This window comes from Algibacter aquimarinus, from assembly GCF_039543265.1.
Classification (GTDB): Bacteria; Bacteroidota; Bacteroidia; order Flavobacteriales; family Flavobacteriaceae; genus Algibacter_B; species Algibacter_B aquimarinus.
Map to the genome: position 1 here is coordinate 576,937 of NZ_BAABJK010000004.1, position 23,882 is coordinate 600,818.

At 34.1% G+C, this 23,882-nt stretch carries 19 protein-coding genes and 2 pseudogenes; 1 reads left to right on the forward strand and 20 read right to left on the reverse strand.

The window, feature by feature from the left end:
* Positions 1 to 4: 4 nt before the first annotated feature.
* Entirely contained in the window at positions 5 to 238 is a 234-nt protein-coding gene (locus ABD939_RS05510; RefSeq protein WP_345165442.1) for a helix-turn-helix transcriptional regulator, read from the reverse strand.
* Between the two features lie 125 nt (positions 239 to 363).
* Here ABD939_RS05510 and ABD939_RS05515 point away from each other — a divergent pair, with 125 nt between their 5' ends.
* Complete coding sequence (locus tag ABD939_RS05515; protein WP_345165444.1) at positions 364 to 948, forward strand: hypothetical protein; 585 nt, start codon at positions 364 to 366, stop codon at positions 946 to 948.
* A gap of 316 nt (positions 949 to 1,264) precedes the next feature.
* On the opposite strand, the pseudogene ABD939_RS05520 reads toward ABD939_RS05515, so the two are convergent.
* From ABD939_RS05520 to fucP, 19 genes and pseudogenes are all read right to left on the reverse strand, one after another.
* Positions 1,265 to 2,491: pseudogene (locus ABD939_RS05520) on the reverse strand (type IV secretory system conjugative DNA transfer family protein); the annotation flags it as partial.
* A pseudogene (mobB, locus tag ABD939_RS05525) lies at positions 2,481 to 3,204 on the reverse strand (MobB family relaxase); the annotation flags it as partial. The pseudogenes ABD939_RS05520 and mobB, both read right to left, overlap by 11 nt.
* 66 nt (positions 3,205 to 3,270) lie before the next feature.
* Positions 3,271 to 3,570, reverse strand: coding sequence for a hypothetical protein (locus ABD939_RS05530; RefSeq protein ID WP_345165446.1), 300 nt, complete (start codon positions 3,568 to 3,570; stop codon positions 3,271 to 3,273).
* A gap of 381 nt (positions 3,571 to 3,951) precedes the next feature.
* Positions 3,952 to 5,523, reverse strand: a complete 1,572-nt coding sequence (locus tag ABD939_RS05535) for a M81 family metallopeptidase (RefSeq protein ID WP_345165449.1) — start codon at positions 5,521 to 5,523, stop codon at positions 3,952 to 3,954.
* A 15-nt stretch (positions 5,524 to 5,538) separates the two neighbouring features.
* A complete protein-coding gene (locus tag ABD939_RS05540; protein WP_345165451.1) occupies positions 5,539 to 6,183 on the reverse strand; it encodes a copper homeostasis protein CutC in 645 nt (214 codons plus the stop codon).
* Positions 6,184 to 8,115, reverse strand: a complete 1,932-nt coding sequence (locus ABD939_RS05545) for an endo-beta-N-acetylglucosaminidase (RefSeq protein WP_345165454.1) — start codon at positions 8,113 to 8,115, stop codon at positions 6,184 to 6,186.
* A gap of 31 nt (positions 8,116 to 8,146) precedes the next feature.
* On the reverse strand, positions 8,147 to 9,544 hold the full coding sequence (locus tag ABD939_RS05550; protein WP_345165457.1) for a hypothetical protein: 1,398 nt from the start codon (positions 9,542 to 9,544) through the stop codon (positions 8,147 to 8,149).
* A 43-nt stretch (positions 9,545 to 9,587) separates the two neighbouring features.
* On the reverse strand, positions 9,588 to 10,661 hold the full coding sequence (locus tag ABD939_RS05555) for a mannonate dehydratase (RefSeq protein ID WP_345165459.1): 1,074 nt from the start codon (positions 10,659 to 10,661) through the stop codon (positions 9,588 to 9,590).
* 6 nt (positions 10,662 to 10,667) lie between these two features.
* Positions 10,668 to 11,855, reverse strand: coding sequence for a CaiB/BaiF CoA transferase family protein (locus ABD939_RS05560; RefSeq protein ID WP_298554124.1), 1,188 nt, complete (start codon positions 11,853 to 11,855; stop codon positions 10,668 to 10,670).
* Positions 11,856 to 11,857: 2 nt separating this feature from the next.
* Positions 11,858 to 12,628, reverse strand: a complete 771-nt coding sequence (locus ABD939_RS05565) for an enoyl-CoA hydratase/isomerase family protein (RefSeq protein WP_298554127.1) — start codon at positions 12,626 to 12,628, stop codon at positions 11,858 to 11,860.
* Entirely contained in the window at positions 12,615 to 13,769 is a 1,155-nt protein-coding gene (locus tag ABD939_RS05570; RefSeq protein ID WP_345165469.1) for an extracellular solute-binding protein, read from the reverse strand. Before ABD939_RS05570 ends, ABD939_RS05565 begins: the two co-directional genes overlap by 14 nt.
* A 29-nt stretch (positions 13,770 to 13,798) precedes the next feature.
* Positions 13,799 to 14,851, reverse strand: a complete 1,053-nt coding sequence (locus ABD939_RS05575; protein WP_345165471.1) for a lactonase family protein — start codon at positions 14,849 to 14,851, stop codon at positions 13,799 to 13,801.
* A 53-nt stretch (positions 14,852 to 14,904) separates the two neighbouring features.
* On the reverse strand, positions 14,905 to 15,702 hold the full coding sequence (locus ABD939_RS05580) for an SDR family NAD(P)-dependent oxidoreductase (RefSeq protein ID WP_345165474.1): 798 nt from the start codon (positions 15,700 to 15,702) through the stop codon (positions 14,905 to 14,907).
* A gap of 11 nt (positions 15,703 to 15,713) precedes the next feature.
* The gene (locus ABD939_RS05585; protein WP_298554135.1) at positions 15,714 to 16,130 is read right to left on the reverse strand and encodes a hypothetical protein; all 417 of its coding nucleotides are present in this window, start codon (positions 16,128 to 16,130) and stop codon (positions 15,714 to 15,716) included.
* Position 16,131: 1 nt separating this feature from the next.
* Complete coding sequence (locus ABD939_RS05590) at positions 16,132 to 17,592, reverse strand: sugar porter family MFS transporter (RefSeq protein ID WP_345165479.1); 1,461 nt, start codon at positions 17,590 to 17,592, stop codon at positions 16,132 to 16,134.
* A 38-nt stretch (positions 17,593 to 17,630) separates the two neighbouring features.
* Entirely contained in the window at positions 17,631 to 18,335 is a 705-nt protein-coding gene (locus tag ABD939_RS05595) for an RraA family protein (protein ID WP_345165482.1), read from the reverse strand.
* Positions 18,336 to 18,358: 23 nt separating this feature from the next.
* Positions 18,359 to 21,214, reverse strand: a complete 2,856-nt coding sequence (locus ABD939_RS05600; RefSeq protein WP_345165485.1) for a glycoside hydrolase family 38 N-terminal domain-containing protein — start codon at positions 21,212 to 21,214, stop codon at positions 18,359 to 18,361.
* A gap of 64 nt (positions 21,215 to 21,278) precedes the next feature.
* Positions 21,279 to 22,304: a LacI family DNA-binding transcriptional regulator gene (locus tag ABD939_RS05605; protein ID WP_345165488.1), complete on the reverse strand. Its 1,026-nt coding sequence runs from the start codon at positions 22,302 to 22,304 to the stop codon at positions 21,279 to 21,281.
* A gap of 146 nt (positions 22,305 to 22,450) precedes the next feature.
* Positions 22,451 to 23,761 (reverse strand): L-fucose:H+ symporter permease, encoded by a 1,311-nt coding sequence (gene fucP, locus ABD939_RS05610; protein WP_298554149.1) that lies wholly within the window; start codon positions 23,759 to 23,761, stop codon positions 22,451 to 22,453.
* Between the last annotated feature and the right edge of the window lie 121 nt (positions 23,762 to 23,882).

The following is a 23,882-nucleotide window of genomic DNA, read 5'->3' on the forward strand; positions in this document are numbered from 1 at the left end:
TTTCTTATAATAAATCAAGGTCTTGTAATTTTCTACCAAATTCATCATCTACTGCTAGCTTTTTAAAATCATCTTCCAAGTTGAGAACTCTAAATACATTAAAATAAGAACCTATAGCAACCGTAGGGTCACCTTTTTCAATTCTGTATAATGTAGTCCGGTTAATACCTGCACGTTCGGAAACCTGCTCAGTCGTGAGCTTTCTTCGCTTTCGAGCAAGCTTTATGCTCTCACCCAAATGTTCAAATATTTTCTGGTACTTCGGTAAAAGAACTACTTTCTTAGAATTCATTTTGTTGCATATTTACCACAAATTTACTACTTTTGTTGATAATATACAACATTTTATGCGATTTCAAGTTTATGCTCAATATTTTTAATCAAGACCATGACTTAGCTATACCGATGGGAATACCACATGTATTTCGCTTCCGTCCACCTAACGAAAAAACCATAAGCGAGCTTAAAGAACATTATATTTGGTTTTCAGATAGGAACTCACTTAATGATGAATTGGATTCTAACCCAGAGTTTGTTAAACTTTCAACTAATCCTGAAGAGCAAAAGTTACTATATGATACAATTGCTGAGCATATCCTTGATCCAAAAGTCAAAGCTTATTTTGATAAGCATATGAATACAGAAAGACTTCAAGAATTTGCTTCAACTAAAATAAAACCTTTTGTATCAAGCTTTGGTATTGCTTGCTTTACAATGTACACCATCAACGAGAAGTTATGGGACATCTATTCAGAAAACAACAAAGGTGTTTGTCTTCATTTTGATAGCAGTAATGACCCAAAATTCTTCCATAACATTCTTCCGATGTTTTATGTCTCTGAAATCAAGGAAAGAGAATATAGTGCCATTTCCCAACCTAATCATATCATTGACTTGTTTTATAAAAAAACAAAAAATGGTCTTATGAAAAAGAACTTAGACTTCTAAAAGACAAAACAGGTAGAATTAGCTTTAAGCCTTCTTCTTTACGAAATGTACTTATAGGTTATGATGCGGAAAAAGGCTTTATTGAAGCTGTACTATATACAGTCAAAGACAACTACAAAAATGTGAAAGTTTTTCAAATAGTTAAGCCAGTTAGCATAGGGAAATTATCATATAAGCCGTTGTACATTCCTTGATACAAAGTCGTATTAACAGACTAACATTACACCACCTATTGTACCACCTTTAATAGTTGTTCTAAAAATCTAACTTCTTATTAAAGATTTTTATTGCATCATCTATTACATCATTTACCGCATCATTTGAATATCGACTTTGCCTCTTTATAAACTCTATCAAAATTAACTTGTAAATCAGCATCAGAATAGTTCTGCTGCTTTGTTGGTAGTCGCTTTTCAATTTTAAGCAATTTAAATTGTACTTTTCTGTCCTTTCCATCTGCGAACGTAATAAATTCGCCTTCTTTCAGTCTGAAAAACACATCAGCTCTAATTTTTGCAACCTCACGCTCTCCTGTTGTAATTCGTGTGTCAAAATTAAGATTATGACCTCTGTTTACGCTTGTGATTTCTTTCTTTACAATTTCAAAAAAGCGTTCGTAATATTTAGCTGTGTCTGGATCGTTTACCTTTCCGAAGAATTGATATGATAAATTACTTAAAATTGCTTTACTCGCCTTATCTCCATACATCATATCATTCTGTATTTTGTCTTGCATTACATAAATCGTTGTAATATCATAGCTTCGTAATGTGGCTGGAATTCTGTGCATATTTAATAATCTGATTGTTGGTGCTTCTTCCATCAACAAAAATGAAGCATTTGAATTTCGCACGCTCATTTGCTTTGTAATGGTGTGAATAATAGTCGCTATGATTGGCGAATAAGCTGTTTCGTATTTTGGATTATTGACTACTGAAATCGCTAAAGGTTTGTCCTGGCTATTTATGTCGAGCGGAACATCATCTGCGGATAAAGCCATAAAAATACGTTGCGTACTTATTTTTTTGAGCGCATTGGCCAAAGTGCTTTTTACACCAGCCGTTTGTCTGTGTGAATCCTTACCACTAATAAAAGCGTCAGCCATCACTCTCGATGTTGTATTCTTACTTAAAAATGCAATTAGACTTGAAGTGTTGAGATATTGGTAAACAGCTATTAAGTGAGGTAATGTACAATATTTTGGATGCGAGGTTCTTAACTTCCAAATCAATCCACTAATTAAGCCTTCATCTGCATCATTAAAAAATTTTGTTGTTCCTATACTTCCGGATTCTCTTTGTTCTAATAGGTTTTCTATAAGCACTCTAGCGACCTCATTTACGCTTTCTTCATTGGTCATATATCTTGGTGCTATTGGATTTACTCGGTCATAAATGTTATCGAATGAAATTACTTTGAAATCAATCTCATTTTTTTCAAATAAAGGAAAAGCCATTTCTGTAATTTCAAAGTTTTTATAATCGTGAATCACACCAGAAAATTTATGTTTGCTGAAATGCTGAAGGAAATTAAAAACCACGTTTTACAATTTTACCATGCATCTCAACTTCCGAACCTTTGTATTTAGATCCTGGTGATAGACTCACAGAATTTGAGGCATCTTTTCGACTCACGATAATATGAATTTGACTTTGATTACCTGCTTTTTTTTATGCCTTGAACAATCCGTTTTCCATTTTGTTGATTTGGTGCTTCGGATTCGAGTTTGCTAATTTGAGATTTCATTTTCTTTATATTCCCATCTAATTGATGATTCTCTATTTTTCGAATATCAGTTTTTAGTTGAAGTATTTTAGTAGCAAAAGGTTGGTTTTCTTTAACCTGTTTATCTGTGTCTTTGAATGTTCTTTGATGCTCAATTTTTGCAAAATATTTTATGTCGTCAACAGTTATTGGTTTACCATTAATTTCTCGATTAAAGGACGTTGCATAATCGTTCATTATGGCTCTGGTATATCTTTTTAAATCCTCAGAATTATTCTGTAATTTTCTTAATTCCTATTTACTAGGACGAACTGTAATGGAATAAAATTTTGGTTCTTTCTTTTTGAGTTTTGCCGTATTACCATCGATTTCTTTTACCATCTCTTTGGCTTCAATTTCATCTCCATATTGATTAAAAAAATGCTCTATATCTTCTTGCTCCAAACCTTGATTTTCCTTCTCCAGATACTCAGCAAAATCCGCAGAACTTTGTGAATAATCTCCTCCTAATTTTTGAGCTGTAATTGTGATTTTAAAGGACTATATAAAAAAATAAGAGCCAGCACGAATGCTGCCCCTTACTTCCAACAACAAAAGCTAATCGTTTAATTCCTGAATTTTCTTTTCAAGATTTCCTACGCGCTCTTCCAAACGTGCTTCACGCTTGTTTCTCTCTTCTGCATATTCCTTTTCAATATTAGCAATTTTAGTTTTATAATACCCTTGCATCGCATTGTAGAATGAAATAATCGTTAAGTTATTAACGTTATTGCTTTCGCCAAAATGTACTTGCTTAGTAAGGATGTAACGAATCGACTTATAAAAAGTTTCTTTTTTGAAATTCTTTTTGAAATTCTCGACAGTTTCCACATCAGCCTTCTTGGATGTGTTGCCCAATAATTTTGAAAAGTGTTTTTGCCGACCTACATAGTCTACATTGTTTTCACATAAGGTTAATGAGAAAGCCGCTATCTGATCTAGCGGAAGTGGTTTACGTCAGGAAAAACGAAAAAATTCATTACTGAAGCTACTAGTGGAAGCAATATTAAATTTTATAGAGACCCCGAAAAGGTAAACAAAAATGACAATGTTTCTGGAAGCATAAGAAAAATGTAAATACAATACTGCTTTTAAACAAAAAGGGCTTAAAAATTGAAGACCTTTTTTATTTCTAATGATGGTTTAATCAATTGTTAAATCAATACAATGCTCTTTTATTGAAATTGAAAATAGGTTGATAAAATCTAACCATATGTCTTAATCTCAAAAAATCACCATTTATTCAAATCCAGATACACTAATCCAACGCACACTCAAATCAGGATTCTCCATATCTATATCGAAAGGAAACATAGGGCGTTTAATACGGTTGTAGGATAAACGTTCTAAATCTTGGTCTACACCTCCAGGAGTTAATGCCATCACCCAATCGCCACGCATGTTGTACAACTCTGGAACCAAATAGCCTATTTTAACAACTACAATATCGGCATCTCTAGGGCTTAAATCTAAATCGGCAAAGTCCTTTTCGTAATGATAAGGCTTACGCTTTTTAGTCACAATAACTGATATATTCCCTGTTTTAACCACAACTTCAACTTCGGCATTTTTATCACCTGTTTTAATTGCCGTAACTTCACCTTCTAACAATATTGGAGGTGCATATCTATTATCAACCTCAGCGCCTACATAAGCTTTTACCTTGCCACCAACACCTACTTTTAATGCCTCTTTAATCAATTTTGGTCCGGGAATAGAAGCATATATTAAGAACATACCACCTTTCTTTTTAAATTTATCAATATTTAATAGTTCATTCAACGTCCACGTGACATCGCCTGCCCCACCCGCAGTAGGATTATCTCCCATATCACTAAGCATAAAAGGTTTTTTATAACTTTTTATGGCGGTTTCTATAGCTTCTTCAAAGGATAATGTGGGTGCTACAAACTCGAATTCATGGCGTACATCCCAAAAACTTTGTGCTAACATTTCAGCGGATGCCTTTACGTCTTCTTTACCATCTCCCACTACCATAACTACAGCATGGTTTCTGGGCTCGTCTGCCCACGCATAACCCACCCAAATGCCTGCATCAATAACACCTTCTTTCAATGTTTGTGGTTCTACTTTAGCATACAAACTTTTTCCTGGTTCTATACGTGTACTGGTTTTCTCTCCTGGTAATAAAATGGGTACTGGAATCCATGCTTTATATTTTGGTTTGCCTTTACCAGATTTTAATCGTTCTACTAGATTGACTAACGCACGCTCTTTAGATTCCATAGCATCTTCGTGTGGTGCTAACCTGTAACAGGTGATTAAATCTGTTTCTCTAGCTAAGGTTTCAGATACATTACCATGTAAATCCATACAAGTAGAAATGACACAATCATTCCCCACAACTCCTCTAATTTGTTTTATCATATCACCTTCGGGGTCGTCTAATCCTTGTACACTCATAGCTCCGTGAATATCAAAGAATAGTCCGTCATAAGGCAAATTCTTCTTTAAACTATCTAAAGTTTTTTTCATCAAAGCATCATAGGCTTCTTTTGTAACAATACCTCCTGGTAAGGCATGCCCTTTTACCGCTGGAAAATATTGAGCCTGTTGCCTTAATGTATCTTTTAGCTCTCTTAAAAACTTAAAATATTGAAACACATCTTCTCCATAATAGGCATGAAACGCTTCTTCCGATGTCGTTGCTGGGGAAAATGTACTTGATTCAATTCCCAAACCTGTAATGGCTATTCTTGGAAGATTGTTGTTTTTTTTGGTGCCTTTTTTACAACCAACGAAAACAACAAAAACAAAACCCAAAACAGTTAGACTTATTAATTTTTTCATGCTCTAATTACAATTTTATAATGTTCCTACTATTAATTTACCATGATAGGCTTTGGCTTTAAACATATGATGCGCTTCACAAAGATTGTGCTGTGTTATACCTCCGCAGGGCATGATTTCAAGATGACTTCCCGCTGCAGCTTTCATCATTTGTAATATTAATTCTTGTCCCTCTTGCCATGTTTGACCTTTACCTGAAGTTAATATAGTATCTATGCCATCAATTTTAATCAATTCCTTAATTGTTTCAACGGGGTTATCTATAGCATCAATGGCTTTATGAATCGTTACTTTCATAGGTTGAGCCAGTTCAACTAGTAATTGAGTTCTTTTTATATCCATTTTATTATTGAGGGTTGTAATCCCAAAAACCACACCTTCAACACCTAAAGCTTTGCAAGTTTCTATTGCCTGCTTCATACTTTGAAATTCAGTTTCGGAATAATTAAAATTGCCTTCTCTTGGTCTTACAATTACTCTAACTGGAATATTACATTTCGCCGTAACCTCTTTAATTCTTTCGATATCAGGTGTTAGGCCATCTAAATCTAAACGTGCACAAAGTTCAATTCTATTCGCACCTTGTTTTTCAGCATTTATGGCTTGTTGTATACCTTCTACACAAGCTTCTTTAATGTATAAATGATTTATTTGATTCATTTATTTTAAGTAAGCTGTACTTCTTGAAACCTTACTTCGTGTTCCATCTTTAGCTATAGATTCTACAAGAATTTTTATAGAGTTTTTACTTTCTTTTATATCGAAAGGTGCCACATAATAATCTGCACTTCTTGTTTTACCAAGCCATATTTTTTGGTTGTTATTTAGGTAATAAATATTGTGAAATTTGGCTCGTTTATCTCCTTCTATATGTACGTAAAGTTCTATTTTATTTTTACTAAAAAAGGGCGTTACTTTTACCTTTGGCTTTTTTATAGATGACGCCTTATCTTCTGTTATTGAAAGTGATCCCAGATTTACAAACTCATTTTTATTCCCAGTAAACAAAGCCTCAACCTTAATAACTCTAAGGCCTTTTAATTCTGATAAACTAAATTGACTTTTAGTCCAATCTTGATGTGTTTCTGCTAAAAAAGACTGTTGAGAACCGTTATTGGTATAAATTACAAGATTCAATGTTCCTGAACCTTTAATTGCAAAAGACAACATTTCGCTGCCAGATAATTCTAGTGCTGTTTTATATAAAGGTATTTTAATATTTTTAACACGCTTTACTGCCTGAAACTTAACAGAAGAGCCTCCTGTATAACTTTCGGTAAAATCAAAATTCGCTTTAACCTCAGTACTATCCACTTGCCATTGCCATGTGGGTAAAATATCTTGAATACTTAAATTATGCCATTCTCTAGTTGATAATGGCTTCCCTTCTTCATTATAAAAGCGACCTAATCCATAATTAAAATTTGTAACAAAAGGAAGCGCACTAATAACCGAACGTGCAGGAATATATTTTGAAAATCCTTTCCATTCTTTAGATTGCCATGCAGGAACATCTTCTTCTAGAATAGTACCATTCCAAAATTTTTGTTCCTCATCATAAACTGATTCTGGTTGTTTATCTTTGGCAATGTTGAATGTAGAATTTGGCCAATATAAACCAATAGATGTTGTATATGGCTTTTCGTTTTTATAAAGACCGTTCCAGTTTGTTGGTGTTTTATAACTTTTACCTTGTACATCTATGCCTGAGAACAAGTCCCACGGACTTCTATTAAGTTCTTTTGCACGTTTATGAGAATCTTCTAGTTGGGTTTCGCTCCAACCAAAGTCTAGGAACATAATATCTGATAGTTTTTCATCCCCATTTTGAAAATATATACTGTTATGATGATTTAACTCATCTTGCCAAATAACACGACCGTCTTCTATCATCGCATCATACCACATAATTTTTAATGATGCGTTTGATTTTTTTTGATAGTATTTTAAAAAAGCTTGCATCAAATCTGCTTCTTTTTTCTCCATACCATTGGTTTCTTGATTGATAAACCAACCTTCAAAACCATATACCTTTGCAACCTCAATGAGTTTATCGGCCACGGGGAAGTTTCCGTTAGTATCTTGTTGTAAAAATTCCCGAACCCATTCCTCTTTACCACCATATACATTTGGTGGAAAAAAAACAGTCCCTAAAATCTCTACACCATTTAGGTGTGCAGATTCTATCCAAAACGTTGTAGGTGTAACAATTATTCCTTCTGCTGCAGATCCACCCCATTGAACCAAATAATCTATGTATTGCCAATACGGAAATGCATATTGCTCTACCGTTTGAAATCCTTGTGATGGGTGACTGTTAGTTGGGTGAGGTGCTATTAAAGACACAATAGAAGGCTTAGTACTTAATGCAGGAGAAATTTGTGTTACACTATCTGTAAAACGCTGTTTTAAAGGTAAATGACTTATATTGAATTTGGTATTAATGTCCGTTTCTGGATTCCATTTTAAAAGCTCATCTATAAACCAATATGATGAAAATGGCTGATGCTTGCTAAGTTTTCTTTGAGCATTAGAAAAATTAAAAAAAACAACGAGTACAAGTATCTGAAATGGTATTTTAAATTGCTTCATATTAATACTACATTCTTAATAGTGTGATTATTTATTTTTGATTGCGAATTACAGCTCCTAAAACATCTAAACCTATAGACTGGCAAACTCCGTTTTTATTCTTTTCTTTCATCATATCCAGATTCCACTTATAAACTTCATCAGCTAATCCCCAAAGTTGTTTAAATTGTTTAACATATAATCTGTCATTTTTTAAAATTGTAAACTCTGGTTGAAATTGATTATTGGTTTTATCTCTTGTTTCCCAAATAGCATTTAGAGTTTTTGATACGTTTTTGGTTAAATCTATATCTAATAAACTATGTATTTCTTTTTGGCCTAAGTAGCGCATCATTATACCTCTGCCTGCCAAATAATCTCTACCATGTTTAGCTCCAAAACTAGATAAACAAGGAGCTTCTCTAATTACACCATCCGTATTAGCTACAAATGCATTTTTAATACCCTCCCCTAGTAATTTTATATAATTTTTTAATTTTGATTCATAGTCACTTATGTTAAAATCAGAATCGATATTATTTTCAATTAAATAATTAGATAATTCATTTTTAATAGCTAACATATCTACTAAAGCAGCAATTATCATTCCTTGATCCCCAGTCCAAACCCATCCTTCTACCCATGGCGGGTGGATTTTTTCTTGATATGTAGAACCTTCAACAAAAGCCATTGGTCGCTCTTGAACTAATGCACCATTAGAATCTAGTTTCTTTAGGTACTCAAATTCTTGGAGACTAAACCAACTATCAAACCAAACCCATTGTCTATAGGCCATATCCAAGTATTTATTTTTATCTTCTTTAATACTTTCATCCAATAAAAGTCTATAAATACGAGACGACAATAAAAAAAGTAATACGTTAGTCACCGTATTTTTTACCCCTTTACTGTATCCGTTGGCATCTCCATTTCTACATCCGTGAAGGACAGGTTTTGCATCCTCTGTATAATCGTAAGCTGTTTTCTTTTTATACTCCCAGCATAAATCGGTAGATAGCTTTAAATAAGTATCAGCCAACTCTTTATTATCAATTTTTAAAAGATGTTTTCTTGCATTTAGTGCCATTAACCCCCACCAACCAAAATCATCCGCCCAAAGTTCACCGGGATCATAGCTATTGAAAAAGGTTAAATTTTCCTCTAGCATACCTTCCACTTTTTTCTGGATAGTAATAATTTGATCGTCTTCTGGCCAACGCTGTTGTAATGCTTCAACAAAAACAAGACAAGCATCAAAGGTATTTCCTCTTTTCCAAAAATCATTAAAGTTCCAAACTTCCGCAAAGCGCTTAAATGCTAATAAAGCTCGATTTTTTAATATCTTTTCTGGTAAATTAGAATTAAAATGAGCAAAAGAAGTAAATGAAGAAAAACTCATTAAAGACACTCCAAATAAACTCGTATTTCGAATAAATTTTCTTCTTTCCATCTTTTGACTTTTAATACTATTAGATAATAATGATTCTTTAATTTTATTGCTCATTCACAGCTCTTAAAGCCGCTTTCATATACCCCATAGCATAAGCCATACCTGCATACCAAGAACCATCACAACTCATTTGCGGTGTATGGTCTGGAATTAAAATGCCTTCAAAATTATTCTGTTTTAAAATTTCTAAAATTTTAAACATATCAATATCTCCTTCATCCACAAATACCTCTTTATAATTAGGCACTTTACCTACTACATTTCTAAAATGGATATAAGCAATTTTATTTTGTTTACTATACTGATTTGTTGCTTCGTAAACGCTGCCATCTGTCATTTCTGCTATGGTGCCTAAGCAAAATTCAAGATTATTACTTTCACTGGGTTGCATGTCTATAAGACGCTGATACATATCTGGCTGATAAACCAATCGCGGTGTGTTTCTAACATAGGGCATTGGTGGGTCGTCTGGGTGAGCAGCCATTTTCACACCCGCTTCCTCTGCAACAGGAATAATTTCATCTAGAAAATACTGCAACCTTTCCCATAGTGTATCATGAGAAATACGTTCTACGGTTCCTTCAGTAGCATTTTCATCATAGACCATGTTCCAAACCATGCCATTAGGAATAGGGGTTTCGTCTACTGAACCTTCCATCCCAACAGAAACAGCGCCTCCTCTAGCAAATGGTTTTTCAACTCTACTAGATACGCCTGCCAAAGAAAAATTGTATCCAAAAACAGGTATTCCTGCTTTACCAACAATACGAATCTGCTCTTTAACCAATTCTATTTGTGCTTCTTTTTTTGGGCCATCCAAAAGAATATCATGCCAAATAGAAGGGTCGAAATTTTCTATAGCATACCATTCTAAACCGTGACTATTTATCTCTTTTTTAATTTTAAGAAGTTCTTCTAAAGTCCATAGCTCGCCATTACCTGCTTTACCCCAACCTCTATCGCCACCAATAGGCTGGTTGGCGTTAGATTTACTGTTATCTGCATTACCAAAATAATCTACCATGTGCACTACTAAATGTGTAGCTCCACATTGCTTTGCAAATTTATAATGCTGCTCATTGAGCATGTGGCGGTATAATCCAAATCCTAATTTCATCTTATACTATTTTTGTTTTAAAAATGCTTTAACCTCTTCATCTGTATAGCTACTAAAGTGTTTCAATATCTCTTCAGCATGTTGATTTAATAAAGGCGCTGGTTTATCAATTTTTTGCGGTGTATCACTAAATTGAACAGGGAAACCTGTAGTTTTCACTTTACCTATTGTAGGGTGCTCATATTCTAAAATCATGTTGTTGTGTTTTATCTGAGGGTCTTCTACCATCTCTTTAAAACTATTAACCTGTGAGCACCAAATATCTTCAGCTAACAATATATCTAACCATTCGGTAGTAGTTTTTGTTTGAAAAACCGCGTTGAAATCATTGCGAATCTCATCCCTTCTTTCTATAATATTATTTGAATCGAATGTTTCATTATCGTACTTATCCAAACCGATGACCTGGGCTAATTTTCGAACAGCATTCATGCCTATAGCAATATAGCCATCACTTGTATCATACAATCCATATGGCGCTCCAAGCCACGGATTTGGAATACCACTTTCACTACGTTCAGGATTTTCGCCTTTGTGTAAAAACGCCGTAATTTCCTGAGTATGAAACCCTACTGCCGAACTCAATAAATTAGCTTCTATTTTCTGTCCTTTTCCTGTAACGCTGCGTGAATAAATCGCTGCCAAAACCGATTGTACAATAAACAAACTCGTTAATAAATCTGCTTGTCCAACCGCAGTCACTACCGGTAAATCTCCTTTTTTTCCATTTAGGAATGGCCCACCACTAATAGATTGTGCCAGTAAATCTTGCCCTGGTCGTTTTAAATAAGGTCCAGATGCACCATAACCTGAACTAGAGCAATACACTAATTTGGGGTTTAGCATTTTCATATCTTCATAACCTAATCCCAAACGCTCCATAACTCCTGGGCGAAAATTCTCTAAGAGTATATCGGCTTTGGCAATAATATCTTTTGCTATTTGTTTGCCCTCATCGGTTTTCATATCGAGCGCAATACTTTTTTTATTTCTGTTGAAACTAATAAACGAAATACTTTCACCTTTTGGATATAGATTGCCATAAGCATAATGACGCATCCAATCGCCTTTGGGGGGCTCTATTTTTATGATTTCCGCACCCATGTCTCCTAACATCTGTGTTGCCCAAGGGCCTTGTGCTAATTGTGAAAAATCGGCAACAACCAATCCTTTTAATGGTCCGTTTTGTTCCATAGTTATTTTTCTGATTTTTTTATAAAACTTTGAATGGCCTGTTGTGCTTCCTCATGCAAAAACAATTTTTTAACGGTGCGTGCTTCATTGTTTATGCGTTCTTCAAAGGGGGTAGCCGTCATACTTAAGTTTACCAAGCGTTTCAACTGCGCAATAGATTGTTGTGGTCGCCTTGATAATTTACCCGCGTAATTCATAGCCTGAGAAAGAAAATTATCACTTGGAAATATGGCGTTAACAACACCCCAATTGTTTAAGGTTTTAGCATCATATTGCCCTCCTAAAAACAACATTTCTTTAACACGGTTTACACCTATCTTTTGAATCAATCGCTGTGTACCACCACCTCCAGGAATTAAACTTAAAAATACTTCTGGTAATCCCATTTTGGCATCTTCTGAAGCTACAATCATGTCACAAGACAAAGCAATTTCAAAGCCACCCCCTAGCGCAAAACCGTTTACGGCGGCAATCCATGGTTTTGATGCATGTTCTATAGCATCATACAATTGCATTCCTTTTTCTTGAAATGCATCAAACTCTTCAGCAGTTTGACTGCCATATTCTTTAATATCGGCTCCAGCCATAAATGCTCTTCCTTCTCCGGTTATGACAGCGACGTTTACTTTATTATTTGAATTAATCCATCGAATACCTTCAACAATTTCATCCATCATCAGCCTATTCATGGCATTTAATTGTAAGGAGCGGTTAAATTTTAACACCGCTATTTTATCTGTAACTTCAATCTGTATCGTTTTAAATGTTTTCATTACCAACTGATTTATAAAGTTCGTTTAAATTTTTCATGATAATTTCAGAGCTTATATTTTTCAATATCCCTTCATGAATAATATCTGCACCATGCTCCTGAAATTGATTCCATCCTGGATGTTGTGGACGTATGTAAGCGTTTTCAATAGTTAACTTAGTGTCTTTAAAAAAGTTATTACATAGCTCATTGTTCTCTGCATTTTCCCAAGCAGTTTTACTTGCGGGTTGCCCCCCATTTAAAGTAAAAACACCTTTTTGAATAGCTGCACTTGCGGCATACATTACAAAATTTGAAGCTATTGAAGGGTGCTTACATAAAGCTGATACTGCTAGTCCTACACCTCCCATTATCGTTGACACGTTTTGCTGCTGGCCAACTGGACTATTGGTGAAATGCACGATATTTTTGGTGTAACTTTTTCGGGAATAATTGGTATATCCAAATAAATAGGGTGAATAAATGATTTCATCTTCATTACCCATGCTGTCTAATATTTGAATAGGGTTCCAGTTTAAAGACTCTGGATGACTATGCGTTGCATGAAACTTTATATCGTCTAATGCCTCCACTCCAACTTGCGAATTTATATGTTGATTTTGAATAAAGCCTTTACCATAATTCTGAGCACAAAGGCTTAGAAACGTACACCAAATATCGGTTGGACATAGTGCCCATGCTACTGAAAACTCTGATGGTAGTTTTTTATAAAACCCTTTAAGTTCTTCACGGTTTTTTGGGAAGCTTAAACCTGTATTTCCAAGAAGGTCTTTTCTATATGAAGCCACTAAAGCCGCTGCATCTATAGGCGTTGCATAGAAATGGCTGTTGTAATTATATATATCATAACATTTACCTAAAGCGTCAGATTTTAATAGTTCTAATGCTCCCGAAGAAACACATGTTTCTAATTTAAGTAACAATCCATTTTTATCGGCTTGCCCCATGTAAGGATGGTCAATAGTTATAAAATCGTACTTACCAATTAAATCCTCTATTGGCATGTCTCCAAATTCTTTTAAAGAGCGTACATCCCATTGAATATTTACTTTCGGATTTGTTTTTTTGAATGCCTTTGATGCTGCAATCAGAGGTTCATACCCTCGTGGGTGGTCCCACGCTATACCTTTAAGTTCAATCATTTTAGATTATGATTATTTATTTTTTCAATTTACAACCAGCAAATATTTACTGGTGTTTGTACTTCTAATTTTGATTGTTCTCGCAGCGTTCCATTTTTTGGATTAATTTGAAAAACAACTAATGTATTTGAATCTTGATTTGCTGCAATCAACCATTTACCTGTGTTATCAATATTGAAATCTCTAGGTGTTTTACCATTAGTAGATTGATGCCCCACAAGATTCAATTGTTTAGTTTCACTATCTATTCTAAATATTGTAATAGTTTCTGATCCTCGGTTTGAAGCATACAAAAACTTCCCGTTTGGATGAATTCTTATAGCTGCACCACCAATAGCTCCCGTATGATTTTCTGGAATAAAACTTAGTTTTTGTACGATTTCAGGTTTACTTCCTTGTAAGTCAGCCACAGAAATTTCACCTGTTAACTCTCCCAATATATAAGCAAAATCTTCGGCGTTATCCATAACCATGTGCCTTGAACCGCTACCCTTCTCAATTGTAATATCAAGATTTGGTTTAGCCTCCCATTTTTTAGAAATAGGATTTAGTTGATATGCCTTGGCCGTATCTAAAGTTAAGTCTACTCCATACATTTTATCTTCTCCGAAAGGATATACCATATGGGCATGTGCAGCTTCTTGTCGTTCTGCATTAGGCCCTGTACCTTTGTGTTTCATCTCTTGCGAACAAGGTGCTAAACTCCCATCGTTTAGAATTGGAAAAGACAATAAATTTCCTGAAACATAATTAGCTAACACCAGTTTATCCTCAATTATATCTAAATGACATGCATAATCTCCATTTATTTTTTGTGAGTTTAAAAGTGTTAATGCCCCATCTTTTTCAATTTTATACGCATACACTTTAGGGTTTAAGTTTTCAAACATTTCCTCAAGAGCATAGAGATATTTTTTGTCTTCAGAAATTGTAAGATAACTAGGGCTACGTTGTTTTGTATAGTACAGGTTTTTAATTTCTCCAGTTTCTAAATTTAGCTGAAAGCACCCTATACCATTACCTGTTGGGTTTTCGGCAGGTGCACCCGCTTGCGTGTAACTTCCTGTATAGAATATTGCCATACTTTGTAGCGTTAATGTTAAGAAAATCAATTTCATAAATAAATTATGATTTATTATTTTTTACGTGGTGGCCGTGGGTCATACTGTATGGTATGATTCATATACGCACCATCTATATAAAGGTCTGAACCATTAATATAGGCTGCCATATCACTAGCAATAAAGGCTACAGTATTTGCAACTTCGGTAACATTACCTACGCGTCCAGATGGAATCCAATTGTTGAATTTTTCTCGACCAAATTTGTTAATTTCTTCTCTATTCATATTAGTTTCTATAGCTCCTGGTGCTAGAGAAACCACTCTTATATTACTTTCTGCTAATTCTAGAGACAAGCATTTTGAGAACATTTTTAAACCCGCTTTTGCAGAACAGTAATGAATTAAGCCTTTTCTTGGTACAACATCATGAATGGATGAAATGTTTATGATAACACCAGATTTCTTTAATTCCATTCTTCGTCCCGCTTCTTGAGCACACAAAAAAGGACCTTTTAGATTGATGTCTAATACTCTATCCCATTCATCTTCTTCTAAATCTAAAACATGCTCTACGCTTTCACTACCAGCATTATTTACTAAAATATCTAAACTGCCGAGTTCTTCATCTAGTTTATTAAACATAGCTTTAACCTCTTTAAATTTAGATACGTTTGCTCTACCAATAGCTACTTTTACATCAAAAGACTTTCTTATCTCTTCGGCAACAACTTCTGCCTTTTCTTTATTACTGTAATAATTTATAAAAACATTTGCACCACAAGCTGCTAGTTGCTTACAAATTTCGGCTCCTATGCCTTGGCTTCCCCCAGTAACTAAAGCTGTTTTTCCAGTTAAATCAATATGTTTCATGTTGCTTATGTTTACTTTACTGTATTAAAAAGAGTTTTAACCTTTTCCTTTAATTCAATTTGTTTCTCTTTACTTAATTCAAAGAATTCAAAATCAGAAATGTGTGTGTTCGATTTTTCTATAATTATAACTTCACTACCTTCTTCCATGGCTATATTATGCCACATATCTTGTGGGATATTATAAACTTTTTGTTGTTCCATGAGTTGCAATTCAAAAACGGGCTCTCCATCTTCTATTTTGGCTGCAATTAATACTGAGTTTCCTTTTGTTAAAACAAAAACCTCATCTGTTTCTAGATGAACATCTAGTTTTTTTATATTATCAATATGCTGCTCTTCTTGATAGTTAAGTTGAGCTACTTGCCATCCTTCTCGTATTAAAAAAGGATGGTACCCATCGCCCTCTATTTTATATGTTTCTATCATTTTATGATTTGTTTCTAGTCTTAATTAATGAATGCCAGTGTTTTTCTATGTCTTCTAAAGTTTTTCCTTTTGTTTCTGGAACAAATTTCCATATAAACCAAATGGCTGGCATGGTTAAAAAGGCATACAAAAAGAAGGTTCCAGAAGCATTAATAGTTTCTATTAAAACAGGATTGGTAAGCGTGACTACAAAACCAGTAACCATTAATGAGAAACTTCCGATAGACACCGCTAAACCTCGTATTCTAGTGGGGAAAATCTCACTAATAATAACCCAAACAATTGGACCAAATGAGAATGCGAAACTTGCAACGTACATTAGTAACGGTATGATAACATATTGTGAACCAATAGCGAACAATATACCAACACCTGATAATGAAATAAAAGCGCCTACAACTCCTATAAGTAGTAGTTTTTTTCTACCAAACTTTTCAATCTGAGAAATGGCTACAAACGTAAATGCACTATTTACAACCCCCACTAAAACCGCACCTAAAAAAGCACTTTCTACACTTTTTACAGATTCGTTAATAATATTTGGTGCATAGTACATTATTGCTGCAATACCGCTTAAATGCGCAAACATTGGAAGTAGAATACCTATTAAAAGTGGAATTCTTAAAAACGGTTGAAACAATTCTTTAAAGCCTCCTGTCTCTTCTTTTTCTAGAGCCTCTATTTCTTTCATCTCCAGTTGTGCTTCTTCTTTTCCAAGTATCTTTTCCATTATCGCTAACGCTTCAACTTTTCTCCCTTTAGTAATTAACCATCTAGGGGTTTCTGGCACTATAAAAAGTAAGCCTAAGAATAGTAATGCAATAGGAACTTCTGTACCAAACATACCACGCCATAATTCATCTACAAATAGCCAATTCCAAAATGAAGACGGCTCTTTAGTAATGACTCCTGCCGCATCGCCTGCATTACTTAATACAATCCAATCTATTAAAAAGGCTAATAAAATACCTAAAGTAATGGACAACTGATATAAAGACACCATTTTGCCTCTACTCTCTGGTTTAGAAAGTTCCGAAATATAAATTGGTGCTACTACAGATGTTATACCAACACCAATACCGCCTATTAATCTGACTACTATTAAGAAATTAAAAGATGTAGTAACATCTGATGTTATCCAAAAGTTGTTATCCAAATTACCTAAAAATTGTGGCGGTAACATAGAACCTAAGGCCGATACGGTTAAACAAAGTGCCGCTAAAACAAGAGCCTTTTTTCTTCCAAATTTATCTGTTATAGACCCTGCCACTACGCAGCCTAAAATTGTACCCAGTAATGCTGATGATACTACCCAACCTAACATGGCTGCGGACAATTGAAAGTGCTGTTCTAAAAACGAATTACAGCCAGAGATAATAGCTGTATCGTATCCAAACAGAAATCCTCCGATGGTAGACACAAAACTGATTCCCAATAAATAGTTAGATTTTTTAGTACTCATAATATGTGGTTTTAGTTTAGTTAGTTTGCATTTTACTTTTACATAATTCCGAATTTATTATAAGCGTCAACAGTACTCATACCTTCTTCTAAAGCTTTTTTAACTAACTGTTCGCCTCTAGCTTTTCCTATGGCACCCATAAATGCTTCTTCTTCAACAGCTTTAGGTACTATAATTACACCATCTCTATCTCCATAAATAATATCTCCTGGATTGATGCGCGTACCTTCAATTTCAATTGGCACTCTATAATCTATCACTTTTCCTCGTGGACCTTGGTCTTGTGCATAACCACCATAAGAAAATGTTGGAAAATTAAGCGATAAAACTTCGTTTGTATCTCTGGAATAGCCATGAAGTACAGCCCCAGATGCCTTGAGTTTCATAGCTCTTGTACTCATTAATCCACCCCAAAGTGCATATCTTGGAGACGACCCTGAACAGATGTAAACTTCATCTTCTTTTAAATCGTCTAAAGCTTCGAACATAATCCCAAAAGGTTTTTTCATCATTGGGTTATTGGTATTTTCAGCAGACTCTTCAAAAACATCCGCTTCTAACACAGGCATAGCTCTTCCTATTAAAACAAAATCTGTGTTTAAAGGTTTTATATTTGGTGGAAGAAATTGATGTTGATAACCAAGTGTATCTAAAATATCGCCTACTAAGGCAACGAATAATTCTGATTTAGCTATACTGAATAGCTCTTTATCATTTTTCCATGTTTTCTTTGTACTGCTCATATAATTTAATTACAAAATATTAATTAGTTGTTTAGTAGAATCTTATAGGTTTCAATAGCGTTGTTACCTAAATCAATTTTTATATTCTTACCATTTACATCAAGTGTTTTAACTTCCTCTTCAATTAAATTTGTTTTAATCACTTCTGAAGCTGCTTTAGGTAAAGTAATTGTTGGTTGACTATTTTTCCCATCAAGCTCAACAAGTCTTAAAATAAGTGCATTTTCATCTTCCGCTTTTTTAATAGTACTAACGCGTACCATAGGGTCTGAAACGTTAAAGAAGCTATGACTTGTAGGTAAAGTTCCTGAATAGTTTTTCTTGTCTTGTTTTACAACTTGTAATGGGTGGTTTGAACCATTTCCAAATTGATAAGACGTTTCATCATTGGCTTTATTTGATGTTATTGAAAACTCAAAATGATGATCTCCTGTTTGATGGTACCAATTCCCTTCGCCGTGGCAACTTTTATGTGATGCCATAAGAATACCTTGAAGCACTGTATATTCTACCGATTCTCTCGTTGGATCTATCCAGTCTGCCAACGATACATCCGTAGCTAAGGTTACTTGAAAACCATCTTTTTCTGAAGAAATAAAATTCATTACTTCTCTTGGATGAATCTCTACAGGTTTTTGATCGTAAGTTCCACCCCACGCCCACCCGCGTGGTGCTTCTTTCATTTCTGACTTTCCTACTTCTGCAATTGCAAGAGGTACTTCATATTTAATTGTGGAATCCTCCATATCTAAAGGTAGCATGAATCTAAACTCACGATTGTGAGTACCATCCCAGTTTAAAATATCAACTGAAAAATCGATTTTCTTAATATGGTGATGCACTTTTACATATTGAACAATATCTGCATGTTTAAACTTAACCTTGTTTTTATACTCGGTATAAACTGCCCCATCACTTACTATTTCCCAATTTGCTGTATGTTGACTTGTTTTATTAAAACCGTCCATTTTAGGTTCTGTCATTTGGGTAAACTCCCCTGCACCATTACCATCATATTTCATGGTAATAATATCTCCACCTGCAAATCTTGTTGTTTTTACTACTTCCCTATTTAACTTCTTATCAAACAAATAAGTTAAACCACCATCTCCTAATCGTAATGTGTAAAATTCGTTACTTAGTGCGTTAGGGGATACCGTTTTTTTAATCTTAACTGATTTTTTTCCTTTTTTTAAGTAAAATGTAGCATATCCTAAAGAAGGAATGTTTGGAGCCACAAATTCCAGTGTTCTTTTTCCGTCTCGTTTCGTTATCTGTGAAGCAACAGCTGTTCCGTTGGCATCAACAACGTAATAATTTGAATTATCCTTTAATTCTACAGCTGCGGTAGTGGTTCTTGCCCAAGAAAGGTCGTTATAAACAACAATGGCATTGTTGCGGTTGGTTTTTACTTTTTTAGTGATTGATTGAAGTGATTTTTCAATTAATCTATCTGCTTCAGAAGCTGCAAATTCTAATTTAGAACGAAAAATACTATCGGTTATATGTCCGTTCTTTCCTCCCCAACCATGATCTGGATAAATGGATTCTTCAAAGGCATTAGAAATTTCTTCTGTCGGATAATCATCAAATGACCCTTTCAAAACCGCATCTACTGAAGCAAAAATTTCTGCTGAAGGCAACAAACGTCCTGCTTTTCTTGAAGCAGTAATTGCTTTTGCATGTCCTGGTCCATGAATATAAGACCATATATTTGGTCTTTCTCCAGAAATTGTTTCAAAAACGGCATCTGGTGTTTTTACTTCATTCATTAATGCGGTTACCGTAGAATGCCTTAGTATTGGCATTTTTACACCTGTTTTCTTTATAATAGCATTCCATTCAGACACAATATTCCCATAATTTGCAGGTCCAGCAGCGTCGTTACTAATTAATATAGCAAAATGAGGTGGCAGATTTCGTTCTTTATAATAATCTCCCCACATTTTTACTCTTGATTGTAATTTGTGCATTGCCTCAATGGCATCTTGTTCAAAAAGTTTATAAAACATAACCGCCCAACCATAATTTCCTGGGCTATATGTTGGTATTGATGAACCATCAGGTGAATACCAATTATAGAAACCTTCTTTCATTCTTGAAACAAATAAGTTTTCTACACCAGATTTTGCTAGTATTTGAGGAAACTGTAACGTTCTTCCTGGTACGTCTGTATTAAAAGCGGTAACCACATCGTTACCTTCAAAATTCTTTTTAAGCCAACGTCTTCCAAAATACATTTCTCGAATCAATTGTTCATCGGTTTGCATCCCTTCATAAGGTTGATTGTAGGTTGCTCCCCACGTAAATCTTCCTTCGTTAGAGCGTGTCATAACCTCTTGCTTTCTATCTGGAAACTCTTCAATAAATTCTTTAAGGTTTAGCGTTTGTTCCATTCCAAAATGAAACCCTTTATCGTCATGCATGATGTCTAAGGCTGGCGCAATAATATCATGTATACGTTCATGTCTACAATGGCCAGGTGTATCCATCCACGCTATATCTTGGTGTGATGAAGAAATAACATGAAATGTACCTTCTTCAAAATACCCCCAGTCTGTTGTCACTAAAGGTGTGAATAATTGCTTTGTAGTATACTTTCTAGAAGTACCAACGAATGTCATGCTTTCTGGTGTTCCAAAAACTGGCAACCAAAGCCACGCTTTACCATCTTCATATTTAACCTCTATTGTTTTACCACTTTCTAAAACTACTTTTTTATAATGTTGATGCTTCTCAACATCTAAACTTGCTTTAGCTAATAAATTTCCGGTAACCTCTGTATATTCATAAGGTTCTACGTAATTAATGTTGATTGTTTTTTGTCCAAATGCAAAACTAAAAACTAGCATTAGGATTAAAATTGAGTGTTTTTTCATTACTATTAATTTTAATTATATTTTCACTAAATCGGTTTAGTTATTGATTAAAAAATTATTTTACTCATAATAATTGACCACAAGATTCTCTTATTTCAAGTTTTGTTTTTAAGACAGTTGGCTTTATGTCTTGCTGAACTGTGCTTTCAATTTTATTTAATAATATTTCTATGACTGAACAACCTATTTCTTTAATAGGCTGAATTACCGCTGTAATTGGTGGCTCAACAATATCAAAAGCACTTAACTCATCAAAACTAACAATTGCTACATCTTGCGGGACATTTATATTTAGTTTTTTAAGTACTCTTAATCCTTGTGAAGCCAAATAATGCGTTGCAAATACAATAGCATCAACAGGCGTTGAACTTAATATTAATTTTGATACAGCCTTTTCAATTTCCTCTAAATATGCTTCGCGCTCAATTTCAATTATATACTCTTTTCTTGATTCAATATTAAAACTTTTCAATGCATCATTATATCCCAAAAGTCTTTGCGCAATAGGTTCTAAAGCTGGTTTCAATGTTATCAACCCTATTTGTTCTCTGCCTAAATTTAAAAGGTGCTCAGTAATTTTTTTAGTGCCTAAATAATTATCAACTACCACATAATCGGTATCCTTATTAGGGTAATGTCTATCAAACAAAACAAAAGGAAACTTCTCTTTTTTTAAAAAATCAATTTCTTTTTGATTCTTCTGCGTAGATGCTATAATTAGTCCATCCACTTGCCTATTTAACATTGACTGTATTAGCTCTCCCTCCTTTTCAGGATCTTCATAAGAACTACTAAAAAGTACTGTGTACCCTTGTTCTTTTGCTTTCCTTTCAATTACACCCGATACTTTAGAATAAAATGTATCTGAAATATTAGGAATAATTAAACCAATAGTTTCACTCTTACCTCTACTTAACCCACGTGCTAATTGATTTGGAATATAGTTATGCTTTTTAGCATATTCTATTATTCTTTGCTGGGTATCTTGACTTATTTTATTTTCGTCTCCTTTATCATTCAAAACCAGCGAAACTGCCGTCTTGGAAACATTTAAATCATTTGCAATATCTTTCAGGTATACCTTTTTCATTTAGTAAAACTAAAACGGTTTAGTCTTAGCTATACAAATAAAGTTAATTAGATTTAAATTTCCTAAATTTTTGCTTTTAAAATTTAATATACATAAATCAACTGAACAAAATTATTGTTTATTAACCTTCTTATAAATTGAAAAAGTTAAACTACTACCCGTTTGCAATTCACAAAATAACCGTACCATGAAATATATAAGAAACACAACAATGGTAATATAAATGAAAAGTTAACCTCTGAAACACCTAATACTTTAGTATCAGATACGCCATTACCTCCCAAATCTATAATCATGCCTTGCAATTTTGGCATTAATGCTCCGCCAACAATAGCCATTACTAATCCTGCTGACCCAACTTTTGATTGCTCTTCAGTTAAATCTCCAAGTGCAATTCCATATATTGTTGGAAACATTAAAGACATACAAAATGACACACCCACTAGCGCATACAAACCAACAATACCGTTAATAAAAATAGTACCTAAAACAAAACACATTGCCAATACAGCAAAAACCATTAACAAGTTACCAGAACTCATAAATCTTAACATATAAGTGCCAATAGCTCTACCAATTGTGAATAATATAAACGCAGCCATTTGATAATAGCCTGCTGTAACACTATCCATACCAATAGCCTCTGCATACTGATAAATGTAAGTCCAACACATTATTTGGGCACCAACATATAATATTTGAGCTAAAACACCTAAAGTGTACTTACTATCTTTAAACAGGTTACCAAACGTATCACTAATACTAGGCATTGCGCCTTCCTCTTTAGATTGTGGCATTTTAGCAACCAAAAACAAAACAAAGATGCCTAGAAGAACGAGCCCAAGAATAACATAAGGATTTCTAATTACTAATAAATCTGATGTTTTTATTAAAAGTTTTGAAGCTTCATCTAAAGCACTGAAATTTTCTATATCATCAGATTTTAAATTTTTTAAAACAAACTGTTGCGCAACAAATAATCCTACAATTAATCCTATTGGATTAAATGCTTGTGCCAAATTTAAACGTTGAGTTGCTGTTTCTTTTGGCCCCATAGCAAGTGCATAAGGGTTGGCGGCAGTTTCTAAAAAAGCTAATCCAAAAGTTAAGACATATAGCCCCAAGCAAAAAAACCAAAATTGCTCTGTTGTTGCGGCTGGATAAAATAATAAAGCGCCAACGGCATATAAACCTAAACCTATGAGAATACCAGTTTTATAAGAATACTTCCTCATAAACATAGCAGCTGGTAAAGCCATACAAAAATACCCGCCATAGAATGCCATTTGCACCCATGCTGCTTGTGAATTTGAAAGCTCTAACACCTTTTTAAATGCTTGAACCATGGGGTCTGTAACTGCATTTGCAAAACCCCAAAGCGCAAAAAGTGATGTTACCAAAATAAAAGGCAATAGCATCTTTTTAGGGACAACTTCAATTTTTTGTTTTGAATTCATGTATTGAATTTAAATTATAGAGTTTAATTTATAAACATCAAATGTCGCATTTAAGCTATAATAGCATACAGACATTTTATTCAAAAACATGGATGTTTTCAAAATGAAAAATTTTAGAACG

Excerpts from the sequence above, each read along its gene's own strand:
- ABD939_RS05570 (WP_345165469.1), bottom strand. The coding sequence starts at position 13,769 with ATGATTGAACTTAAAGGTATAGCGTGGGACCACCCACGAGGGTATGAA.
- ABD939_RS05560 (WP_298554124.1), bottom strand. The coding sequence starts at position 11,855 with ATGGAACAAAACGGACCATTAAAAGGATTGGTTGTTGCCGATTTTTCA.
- ABD939_RS05585 (WP_298554135.1), bottom strand. The coding sequence starts at position 16,130 with ATGATAGAAACATATAAAATAGAGGGCGATGGGTACCATCCTTTTTTA.
- ABD939_RS05535 (WP_345165449.1), bottom strand. The coding sequence starts at position 5,523 with ATGAAAAAATTAATAAGTCTAACTGTTTTGGGTTTTGTTTTTGTTGTT.
- ABD939_RS05595 (WP_345165482.1), bottom strand. The coding sequence starts at position 18,335 with ATGAGCAGTACAAAGAAAACATGGAAAAATGATAAAGAGCTATTCAGT.
- ABD939_RS05565 (WP_298554127.1), bottom strand. The coding sequence starts at position 12,628 with ATGAAAACATTTAAAACGATACAGATTGAAGTTACAGATAAAATAGCG.
- ABD939_RS05515 (WP_345165444.1), top strand. The coding sequence starts at position 364 with ATGCTCAATATTTTTAATCAAGACCATGACTTAGCTATACCGATGGGA.
- ABD939_RS05605 (WP_345165488.1), bottom strand. The coding sequence starts at position 22,304 with ATGAAAAAGGTATACCTGAAAGATATTGCAAATGATTTAAATGTTTCC.
- ABD939_RS05600 (WP_345165485.1), bottom strand. The coding sequence starts at position 21,214 with ATGAAAAAACACTCAATTTTAATCCTAATGCTAGTTTTTAGTTTTGCA.
- ABD939_RS05590 (WP_345165479.1), bottom strand. The coding sequence starts at position 17,592 with ATGAGTACTAAAAAATCTAACTATTTATTGGGAATCAGTTTTGTGTCT.
- fucP (WP_298554149.1), bottom strand. The coding sequence starts at position 23,761 with ATGAATTCAAAACAAAAAATTGAAGTTGTCCCTAAAAAGATGCTATTG.
- ABD939_RS05580 (WP_345165474.1), bottom strand. The coding sequence starts at position 15,702 with ATGAAACATATTGATTTAACTGGAAAAACAGCTTTAGTTACTGGGGGA.
- ABD939_RS05575 (WP_345165471.1), bottom strand. The coding sequence starts at position 14,851 with ATGGCAATATTCTATACAGGAAGTTACACGCAAGCGGGTGCACCTGCC.
- ABD939_RS05545 (WP_345165454.1), bottom strand. The coding sequence starts at position 8,115 with ATGAAGCAATTTAAAATACCATTTCAGATACTTGTACTCGTTGTTTTT.
- ABD939_RS05550 (WP_345165457.1), bottom strand. The coding sequence starts at position 9,544 with ATGGAAAGAAGAAAATTTATTCGAAATACGAGTTTATTTGGAGTGTCT.
- ABD939_RS05555 (WP_345165459.1), bottom strand. The coding sequence starts at position 10,661 with ATGAAATTAGGATTTGGATTATACCGCCACATGCTCAATGAGCAGCAT.
- ABD939_RS05540 (WP_345165451.1), bottom strand. The coding sequence starts at position 6,183 with ATGAATCAAATAAATCATTTATACATTAAAGAAGCTTGTGTAGAAGGT.